Origin of the sequence: Bradyrhizobium sp. PRIMUS42, from assembly GCF_023006515.1 — a bacterium.
Classification (GTDB): domain Bacteria; phylum Pseudomonadota; class Alphaproteobacteria; order Rhizobiales; family Xanthobacteraceae; genus Bradyrhizobium.
This window is the reverse complement of the sequence record NZ_JALBGZ010001114.1, coordinates 1-1,400: the sequence shown is the minus strand read 5'-3', so window position 1 is coordinate 1,400 and position 1,400 is coordinate 1. Positions and strand designations below refer to the sequence as shown.

2 protein-coding genes are annotated in these 1,400 nt (G+C 66.5%); one reads left to right on the top strand and one right to left on the bottom strand.

Annotated elements, in window-relative coordinates; all coding sequences use genetic code 11:
• The coding region (locus MOV75_RS38135) for an MFS transporter (RefSeq protein ID WP_247007995.1) at positions 1 to 1,040 on the bottom strand (1,040 nt) is incomplete at its 3' end.
• A 98-nt stretch (positions 1,041 to 1,138) separates the two neighbouring features.
• Here MOV75_RS38135 and MOV75_RS38130 point away from each other — a divergent pair.
• On the top strand, positions 1,139 to 1,400 hold a 262-nt coding region (locus tag MOV75_RS38130; RefSeq protein ID WP_247007994.1), incomplete at its 3' end, for a LysR family transcriptional regulator.

Genomic DNA, 1,400 nt, shown 5'->3' with positions numbered 1-1,400 from the left:
CCACCGGCCCAGGCGCCCAGCGCGTTGCCGAGATTGAACGCGGCGATGTTGAGGCTGGAGGCGAGCGTGCGCCCGCTGGAGCCGGCCGCTTCCAGCACGCGAAGCTGGAGCGGAGCGACGGTTGCAAAGGCGGCGATGCCGAGCAGCAGAATCAGCACGATGGCTGCGATCTTCACCGACAGCACGGCGCCGAGCCCAAGAAGCGCGATGGCGAGCGCGGCGAGCGTTCCGATCAGCGCGCCGGCGAGGCCACGGTCGGCGAACTTGCCGCCAGCGACGTTGCCGATCGCGAGCCCGACGCCGAACACCAGCAGGATCGGCGAGACCGCTCCTTCCGAGAAGCCGGTGAAGCGCGTCAGGATCGGCTGAATGTAGGTGAAGACGACGAACAGACCGGCAAAGCCGAACACGGTCATGGCAAGGCCGAGCAGCACCTGCGGACGGCCGAGCACGGCGACTTCCTCGGCAAGAGAGACCGGCTTGTCACCGTTGCCGACATGGCCGGGGACGAGCGCCGCAACCACCGCGAAGGCAATCACGCCGATGACAGTCACCGCCCAGAACGCCGCGCGCCAGCCGAGCATCAGGCCGAACCAGGCGCCGAAGGGCACGCCCAGCAGCGTCGCGACCGTGAGGCCGATAAACATGGTTGATATCGCGGAGGCCCGCTTGTCCTCGGCGACGAGGCTGGTCGCCACCACCGATCCCACGCCGAAAAACGTGCCGTGGGCAAGCGAGGTCAGCACGCGCGCGGCCATCAGCAATTCGTAGTTCGGCGCCAGCGCGCAGGCGGCATTGCCCAGCGTGAAGATCGCCATCAGCGCGAGCAGCACCGTTTTCCGCGGCATCCGCCGCGTCGCCAGCGTCAGGACGGGCGCGCCGATAAATACGCCGAGCGCATAACCGGAGATGAGCAAACCCGCGACCGGCACCGAGACATGCATGTCGGCGGCGACCTGGAGCAGGAGACCCATGATGATGAATTCTGTGGTGCCGATGCCAAAGGCACCGGCGGTGAGTGCGAGAACGGCGGGAGGCATGCGTGGCTCCGATGGTTGAGACGAGTCACGCAGATAGCCGCGCCGCAGCAAAACCATTAGAATGTCCGCAATCCAATCATTTGTGACGTGAATTCAACATGGCCCGTTTCGACACCAACCGCTCCGCCGAAATGGAGGTCTTCGTCCGCGTCGTCGATCTCGGCGGCTTCACCCCGGCCGCGCGAAAACTGCGCCTGACGCCATCGGGCGTGAGCAAGCTGATCTCGCGGCTCGAAGCCCGGCTCGGGTCACGGCTCGTCAACCGCACCACGCGCAAGCTGACGCTGACGGAGGAGGGCCAGGCCTTCTATCAGCGCTCGTTGCGCATCCTCGCCGAGATGGACGAGGCCGAGCGCGAGG